Raw genomic sequence first — 8,242 nt, forward strand, 5'->3', positions numbered from 1 at the left:
ATCGGGATGAAAGGATCAAGCTTTGGCCGCCTGACCTCGGCCGTCCGTCGGTAGCCCGGTGGCACCGAGAAGGTCATCATCTTCGCAACCGTGTCACGCGAGATGTTGAACACCCGCGCCGCTTCCCGCTGGCTCATGCCTTCCGCGCAAGCCTGGCGAACTCTCAGATATAGGTCCACGCTGTAAATCCTCACGCCCTCCCTGCCGCCGCAGAAAGGGAATAGGTGGACGACTTTTACGCCGCCCGCAGCAGCACCAAGCCACCGCTACCGTGGACGAATTTCTCACCGCCGTTCTCAGCTGTCTTTTGCAGTTCTAAATTTTTCGAGCAGGGTTTTCACAATGCGATAATTTGCGCCATCAAGATAATGCCCGCCATGGAACAAGACTCTCTTGTCTCGTTCGTCTACGGCGAACTCAAGTGTTGGGGCCTTCAACCGATCGAGGAACTCCTTCGCTTCCTGATCATAGTCGGACTGAGGGGCAATCTCGACACGGTCACCACGCGCAAAGCAGGTCGCCAGAAGCGAACCAGCCGGAACTTCGCCTCGGAAAAGCGGGCCAGCATGTTCGCTCGCGGCCCGAGCGATGACGTCTTCCACGGATCGCGCGTGCCGCTGGAACAGATCGAACAGATGTGCGCTGGCCTCATCGGCTGACAGATCCGGGAAGTGGTCAAGCGCCGAAACAATTTCCGGAAGGTCGACAAGGAAACGGTCCTTTGTCATCGAGCCGATTTTCCTGAAGAAGGACACGTAGTGCATCGCCATGCGAAGGCTGTCATCAACGCTTCGATCGCTCAGGAGTAGATCCTTCTTGTATTGGTCGGCGGGATCATGATCAGCCATTCCCGCAGCCAAGACAGCGAACCTTCGATCGATGCATTGCGAACATACTCCGCAGTGCGTGTGCCTTCTCGTCCGACTGTGCGTGCGGGTACAACTCACCGTGGACCCGATCATGTCAGCCATGCCCGCGGCTGCTATCGTCTCCGTGACCTCCTTCTTGGTGAGCCACTGGAGCGGGGTCCGGATCTCGATCTGGCGGTCCAGGAGGGTCGAAAACAAGTCCTCGAGACCACGGAGTACCTTGGGGTGCGTGGTGCGCGTGGCTCGGCCGCCGACCACGTCCCCCGCCAGCGGCGGGTTGATGCTGACAACCCCGTTCTCGTAGAAACTGAAACCATCCTTCCCGGACATCCGCGCCACGACCAGCCCGATGCACGCGAAGAGAAATGATCGGGTTCTCTGGGTGTACTCGGCCGGCTTGATGTCCGTGTTCGAAACCCACACCGGGACGTAAGACAGCCGCCGCCCGTAGCCGCGCTGCTTCAACGCGTCGACCAGGGTCGCCTGGACATTCTGGACTTTCGGCACCGACCAGTGGCCAACCAAGGTGACAGACTTGCCCAGCGTGACGATGTCGTTGATCGCGCCGGCGAAGGAATCGACGCCGCCCGAGAACAGCGCCACCTCGTCGTTCTCCTGGAAAGCATCAAGGAGTTCGTGGAAGTAGGGATCGCGCGGCTGAACCGGCGCTTCGGCCTTGCGGAACCGGAATGCATAGCTGTCGTCGGAGAGGAAGCCGAGGGTTTCGACCAGCAGTTCCTGCACCTCTTCCCCATTCCAGATCTCGGGATGGCGCACAGGGATCGAGAAGGTCAGACTGCGGCGCCAATCCTTCCCGTAATCCATGAGCATCTCAGTCCCGCGCTTGATGCGCTGATCGACGCAGTAGACGTATGCCGCGATCTCCAGAAGATCGATCAGAAGGTCGGGGATGTTCCCGACCATCGAGCGGCTGATGGAGTCGATCCTCAGATTGACGTTCTTGCCGGGGTCGCTCACGTTCATCGCGAGAGCGCCATCTTCGGATGCCTGCCGCACGCCGCATTCAATCAGGCACCGTTTCACTTTGGCCCCTTCCTGTTCTTGAGCTCGATACTGATCTTTTCGACGGCATAGGCCGAGAATTTTCGAGCGTCGTTCTTTGATATGTCCTTGCCGTCCCGATACTGGTTCTTGCCGAGCCAGTCCCTGGCGAAGGCGCGCATGATCAGCGCGGCTTCCATGCAATGGCGGCGTATCGCTGAATCGTATGTGGCGAGATCGTGGACCGAGGACACAACGCGGTCGGCGCCGACGAGTTCATGCAGGTTTCGATCGACATAGTAGTGGATGACGCGCTCCACGGTATTTGCGTGGAAGTGGTGGGCCAGAGCACCGAACTTCTCGGGTGACCTCAGTGCAGCCACCGAAGCCTGCACATCGTCCGCCGTGGGAGACCACATTGGCATCCCGGCTCGCACAGCATCGCCGAGCGCGGTGAGTGCTGCCTGACGGGCGATCTCGCCAAGGTCCGTGGCATCCCTATGTTCGCGCCGCTGCACGCGCTCCAGCGCATTGTCGAAGGCAACCATCAGTTCCGCGACTGACGTCGGCCGCTGTGCGCCCATGCCGATCTCGGCGAGAGCCGCCCCGAAGTCCCTCGACGCGGCCGCCTGCGGCAACCTGATGAGCAGCCACAACGCTTCCACGAACACAGGATCCTTCAGGGCACGCTTCAGTGCATCCCGCCCCACTTCGGTGATCTGTTCCACCAAGTGCGCGGTGGGCGTGCCGCCGGTCACCAGATACCTGACGATGTCCGGCAGGTATCGGTGGGTGGGGAGTTTTCCGAGGCGCTGATGTCCCATCGCGCCACCGGTTCAGAGGGTGCGCCCGGACCGGATCTGGCGCGGACAGAGGGAATGAGCACTCGACAAGAAAAGGAACCTTCCGTTAGAACCACGACAAAGAAAGGAATATGCGATATCCTTTCTCAGGTAGCCTGCCAAGGAAAGGATCCTTTTTCAACCATGGCGTTATCACCGGAGCCATCACGGTTGGGTCAGCGCGTGGCCATCTCGACCGCAGGCGAACGCGCAGAGGCGTTCGTGCCGCCACCCTTGCCGCCGGCCCCGCCGGTGAGGATGGATCGGCTCTACCGTCAGCTCGAGCGCGCGAACCGCGCGATCGGCCGGCTCGATGGCGTGACCTCCATCCTGCCCGACACCCCGCTCTTCCTCTACATGTACGTCCGCAAAGAGGCGCTGCTGTCCTCGCAGATCGAGGGCACGCAGTCGTCGCTCTCCGATCTCCTGCTGTTCGAGAGCGAGGAAGCGCCGGGCGTCCCCCTCGACGACGTGCAGGAGGTTTCCAACTACGTCGCCGCCATGAACCATGGCCTCGACCGGATCCGCGAGGGCTTTCCGCTTTCCCTGCGCCTGATCCGGGAAATCCACGCCATCCTTCTCGAAAAGGGACGCGGGAGCACGAAGCAGCCGGGAGAGTTCCGACGTTCGCAGAACTGGATCGGCGGAACGCGGCCGGGCAATGCGCTCTTCGTCCCGCCGCCCCCCGAGAACGTCCTCGACCTCATGTCGGACCTGGAGGCGTTCATCCATACCGACACGCCGGAGATGCCGACCCTCATCAAGGCCGGGCTCGTCCATGTGCAGTTCGAGACCATCCATCCGTTCCTCGACGGAAACGGACGCCTCGGCCGCCTACTGATCACCTTCCTGCTCTGCACGCAGGGGATCCTGAAGGAGCCGATCCTCTATCTCAGCCTCTACTTCAAGACACATCGCCGCCAGTATTACGACCTGCTGCAACAGGTCCGCGAGAATGGCGACTGGGAGACATGGCTGGAGTTCTTCCTCGACGGCATCGCCGAGACATCTCTGCAGGCGTCCGAGGCGGCGCGCGAGATCCTCGCGCTGTTCGAAGCCGATCGGCACCGGATCGAGGATCTCGGACGCCCGGCCGCATCCGCGCTCCGGGTCCACCAGCTGCTTCAGCAGAAGCCGATCATCGGCATTCCCGCGGCGGCGCAGCGGCTGAGCATCTCGCCCCCGACAATTGCGAAGTCGATCCAGCATCTGGAGGATCTCGGCATCGTGCGGGAGGTGACGGGCAAGCAGCGTGGCCGGATGTATGTCTACAGCGACTACTTGAGCATACTCAGCCGGGGAACAGAGCCCCTGTGATTCAGAGAGCTGCCGAATCCGGTCGTGCGGAGAAGGCAGGCGGGAAAAAGCATCGGGAACGAGCAAATTTCGGAACAGGAATTAAGAACGTTGAACGAGCCGGCCGAAAATCAGGATCTCATCGCCTTTCCCGAGTGGACCGAGTACCGCAAGAAGAACGGTCTCGACCCGCTCGGGATGCAAAATAGCAGCGTAAATCTCTACCAGTCGCTTTTGCCCGGCATATCGAACGTGACGCTGCGGATGCGCTACTATGGGCTCTATGCTTGGCTGGCGCAGCGTTATGCCAAGGAGATCGGTGATACCGACCCGAACAACTGGAAGCGGCACGTCAGGCGTGCTGAAGCGCTTTATGCGCTCGTAGCAGCGCACCATGGAGGTGAGCCCGGCGTCGCCGGAACGGACTGGGCCACGAGAGCGCTCGAAGAGGCACCCGGCGACACCATCGATTTCAAGGAGGCTGCCGAGCCTGGCAGCGAGGCCTACTACCTGAAACAGGCCTGGGGCGCCTTCGGCGCAGCCTATCGCAGTCAGCTCTTTGACATCGGCATCTTCGACCGCTCCGACGACCATGAAATTCCGCTGCCCAGCAAGGACCTTGGCGAGGGACTTGCTCAGGCCTTCGAGCAATCGCTCGGTTCACGGGCTGAGCTCTATTTCAGGCTGATCAAGCTTGGATCGGTCACTCACGACGAGCTCGATGAACTCGCTCCCTTGCTGCCTTCACGGATTGCCCGCGGGGGCACGGAGCAGAAATTCTACGAAGCAATCCTGCTGTCACGCGCCAGCGCTCCGTCGAGCGGGGCGCTGGCGCGCAAGCTGAGCATCCTACTGATCCTCAAGGTGGCGGACTTCCTGGAGCGGGAGCCCCGAGCCGATGAAGTTCGATGGGTGCTCTATGCGGGTCACGATCAGCAAGGAAACATCCTGAGCCTCGACGATCCATCGCTCGAAGTGCAGCGGTCGCGATGGTGGGTCTATCACGCAAATGATCTGTGCCACATCGCGCATGAGGCGCTGTTGAAGTTCACGCTCGATACGTTGGGTGATTATCCCTCTGGTCTGGGAATGGAGCGACTGATCGGGCGCTGTGCGCAACACATTCTATCAGAAATTTCACCTGTGCCGGAAACTTGGTCGGCCCTGCTTGAGGGGTTGGAGCCTGCTTCGAACGCCTTCGATGCAAGCGATCCCGACTCCGAGGTTTCACTAACCAATGAGATCATTCGGGCCGGCCGTGACGACGCGCGGATATGTACGCCGGAAACGGCAGCAAAGGCCGTTCGCCTGCTTGCCATACTGCATCGGCGGATTGACCTGGTGGGGGCGGACCTGACGGAACCACTCGGCGGCTTCAATCCAGACGCCTTCCGGTCGCTGCTAAGTGAAACGCGATTCCTCGATCGGCATCGCGAGGCCCCATTTGGGCAGACGATCGAGCGCGTCCTGGAAGAGCGGGTGATCCGTCGGCATCTGTGGGTTGCCTTGCGAAAGCTGCGCCACCAAGGAGACTATACGTTCCTGATCGAGTCCGATGACGGCAAGCTGCGGCTCCGGGAGAAGGACGGTCCGGTCTTCACCAATCCGCGACTGGGCCCCGCCATTACCTTCCTCAAGGATATTGGACTGCTGGGCAACACCGGCCTCACCGAGGCGGGGCGAGAGGCCATCTATTCATGAGGCTGTACGAACGCTTCGCCGACAAGGGTTATCACAGCAGCATCGCCACGACCTTCGGTATCGACTTCGATGCCTACGAGAACATCGTACTGCCACGCATCCGGGGGGCCGGTTGCCGCAACAACATGGTCCTCGCTGACGCACGCATGCTGACTCATGCACTTGGCGGAGCCTCGCCGCTGCCAAGGCAAGCGGGAAGACTCTACACGGCCTCTGGAGCGCAAGTTGCGGGCCTCTTTCACCCAAAGCTGTTCTTGCAGATCGGACGTCAGGGTGGTCGCCTGTTTATCGGGTCTGCCAACCTGACGGCAGCAGGCCTCGCTGGAAATCTGGAACTCGTCACGCTTCTCACCTCTGGAGTTGAAGATGACGGCGCGCAGCGTCTGATCGCCCAAGCCTATCGCTACCTCTCCAGCCTTATCGATCCGGCTGACCCGATGCTTCCGACGCAGTTCGAGTGGATGCTCGCCCGCGCTGCCTGGTTGCGTTCTGCAGCACCTGCCGAGGGACCTGTCGAGCTTGGCGATGGAACACGGGCAGCGCTCCTACTTTCAAACTCGCCCGAGGGCATAGGCGCCCGCTTCGCCCGCGAGATCGACGGCGAAGTGAAACGCCTGATCGTGATCAGCCCCTATTGGGATGAGCGGCTCGGAGCCTTGTCGGCTCTTGCTGAGCGGCTTCGCCCACGGGCAATCGCTGCGCTCATCGACACAGACACCGGGTTGTTCCCGCGGGATGCGACAGGGAGCATTTCCGGCATCACGCTCTATCGCCGGGACGGCTTTGGGGGCAGTCGCTTCATCCATGCCAAAGCTCTGATCGCGCAAACCGATACGGCGGACCACCTCTTGATCGGCAGCGCGAACTGCACGGTTGCAGCTCTTGGCACTGGGAACACATCAGGCTCCAACAGCGAGGCAAGCCTATACCGGCAGCTGCCGCCAGGTCGGGCTGTTTCGGAATTGGGGCTAGAGAAGGTGCTCACGCCCGAGAGGCGAATTGAGGCTGAGAAGCTGCCGCCGCTGCACGTCGAAGACGACATCCCGTTCGACGCCCTCTCGCAGAGTCACCCGGGCATTTTCGCGGTTCACGGCGACACGCTGAGCTGGCGACCAGCTGCGCAAATCGGCGCACCCGAGGCATATGAAGTCGAATTGCTGGCTGCTTCCGTCGCGCCGCTGGTCAGCAACCCGACACGACTCGAAGGTGCTGATCATCGGAGAATCCGCTTCCAGATTGAGGCAACCGATGACCTTCCGGCCTTCGCACGACTGATCGGGCCGCAGGAATTCACGCCAGGGATCATCACGCACATCGATGCCCTGCAGATCGCAATTCGAGAAACACACTCACGACAAACGGAGAATGCGCTCGCTCAGCTCGACGGCGAAACAGAAGCCACCCTCGCTTTGCTCGAAGTGCAGGACTTGCTCGAGAAGATCGAAGATCGCGATGCCGACGGGCACGGCGAAGGCGTCTCCATCCCGAAGGCTCGAAAGGAAACGGATGAAGGCGGCCAGAAGCATCGCCAACTGAGCTACGACGACTTCATCGCTGGTCGTCGGCCACACCAATCGGGGCATGTTCAACACAACAGCCTCGGCGGCAGTGACGTATCTATCGTCCGCGGCTTCCTGAACCGGATCGTCGGGTTGAACTCGCTCGTAACGCCGGTCGATGAAAACGACGAAGATGCCCTGAAGGCTGCCTTCGATCTCGGGGACGAGACCCAGAACGCCGAAGCCGCGATGGCGGCAGGGGAGGAGTTCGCGGCCAAACCGACTTCGCGGCCAGTTCCGGACGGAGGCGAGGAAGAGCAGCGTCGCAACGCTCGTCGGGCGAAGGCGACGAAGGATCAGCTTGTGAAGGCGGCCGCGGACTTCGCCAAGCGCATCGAGCTCAAGCAGGAGAGTGGCAGCCTTTCGTCCCGCGATTTTCTGCGGCTTCGCGCCCTACTGATGATCATCTGTGCCGCCTCCTGGAGAGGCACAGACAAGGCAGGCGAAAAGCCGAAAGATCGGACAAGCTTGCAGGTTCTGCCCGTGGAGGGCGATGCCAACAGTTGGCCCTACGTTCTCGGACGGCTGATCTTCAAAGTCTTCGGCGGGTCAAAGCCCGCGATACGAAGCTTGAAGCTCGACAGCGTCCACGACCAACTTCCTGCCGACTTACTCGAATGCTGGGCCACGTGCTTCTGGTGCATGCATGCCTGCCTGTGCGCACGGCTCTCACCAGGTGTCAACGGCGGAGCAAAAGTCGGCCGGGGCGGCGGCGTAAAGTCCGGCCAGTTGGGGGGTGCGCCATGGCGCGCGCGCTGGCCACATAGCTGGCGCGAGCCATGGCGCACTGGCCCCTTAGGGCCAATCGTGGGTAGATATTTTATGGTGATCAGCGCTGTTTACGGGCTGTGCTGTTGGCGAGGCGATAGCTTTCGCCGTTCATCTCGATGATGTTGACGTGGTGGGTCAGTCGGTCGAGCAGCGCGCCGGTGAGACGCTCGGAACCGAAGGTTTCCGTTCATTCATCGAAGGG

The 8,242-nt window shown here is 61.2% G+C and carries 5 protein-coding genes and 1 pseudogene; 3 read left to right on the forward strand and 3 right to left on the reverse strand.

The features are described 5' to 3' along the window. Nucleotides 1–296 precede the first annotated feature (296 nt). Together PARJ55_RS22785 and PARJ55_RS0120335 are read right to left on the reverse strand one after the other, a co-directional pair. On the reverse strand, nucleotides 297–1,913 hold the full coding sequence (locus PARJ55_RS22785; RefSeq protein ID WP_156929546.1) for a 7-cyano-7-deazaguanine synthase: 1,617 nt from the start codon (nucleotides 1,911–1,913) through the stop codon (nucleotides 297–299). Next, the gene (locus tag PARJ55_RS0120335; RefSeq protein ID WP_028714637.1) at nucleotides 1,910–2,695 is read right to left on the reverse strand and encodes a hypothetical protein; all 786 of its coding nucleotides are present in this window, start codon (nucleotides 2,693–2,695) and stop codon (nucleotides 1,910–1,912) included. The genes PARJ55_RS22785 and PARJ55_RS0120335 overlap by 4 nt, the downstream gene beginning before the upstream one ends. Nucleotides 2,696–2,896: 201 nt before the next feature. Between PARJ55_RS0120335 and PARJ55_RS0120340 the strand changes: the two genes are divergently transcribed. The 3 genes from PARJ55_RS0120340 (at nucleotide 2,897) to PARJ55_RS0120350 (ending at nucleotide 8,160) form a co-directional block, all read left to right on the forward strand. Then, entirely contained in the window at nucleotides 2,897–4,030 is a 1,134-nt protein-coding gene (locus PARJ55_RS0120340; RefSeq protein ID WP_232215762.1) for a Fic family protein, read from the forward strand. A 90-nt stretch (nucleotides 4,031–4,120) separates the two neighbouring features. Continuing rightward, nucleotides 4,121–5,710 carry a hypothetical protein gene (locus PARJ55_RS0120345; RefSeq protein ID WP_028714639.1) on the forward strand — a complete coding sequence of 530 codons (1,590 nt, stop codon included), beginning with the start codon at nucleotides 4,121–4,123 and terminating at the stop codon, nucleotides 5,708–5,710. Then, nucleotides 5,707–8,160 carry a hypothetical protein gene (locus PARJ55_RS0120350; RefSeq protein ID WP_028714640.1) on the forward strand — a complete coding sequence of 818 codons (2,454 nt, stop codon included), beginning with the start codon at nucleotides 5,707–5,709 and terminating at the stop codon, nucleotides 8,158–8,160. Before PARJ55_RS0120345 ends, PARJ55_RS0120350 begins: the two co-directional genes overlap by 4 nt. On the opposite strand, the pseudogene PARJ55_RS23685 reads toward PARJ55_RS0120350, so the two are convergent. Next, a pseudogene (locus tag PARJ55_RS23685) lies at nucleotides 8,099–8,242 on the reverse strand (ATP-binding protein); the annotation flags it as partial. The gene PARJ55_RS0120350 and the pseudogene PARJ55_RS23685 overlap by 62 nt on opposite strands.

Source organism: Paracoccus sp. J55 (genome assembly GCF_000513975.1).
Classification (GTDB): Bacteria; Pseudomonadota; Alphaproteobacteria; order Rhodobacterales; family Rhodobacteraceae; genus Paracoccus.

What these genes read in the sequence shown, in the direction of transcription:
- PARJ55_RS0120335 (WP_028714637.1), bottom strand. Translation starts at nt 2,695, where the DNA reads ATGGGACATCAGCGCCTCGGAAAACTCCCCACCCACCGATACCTGCCG.
- PARJ55_RS0120350 (WP_028714640.1), top strand. Translation starts at nt 5,707, where the DNA reads ATGAGGCTGTACGAACGCTTCGCCGACAAGGGTTATCACAGCAGCATC.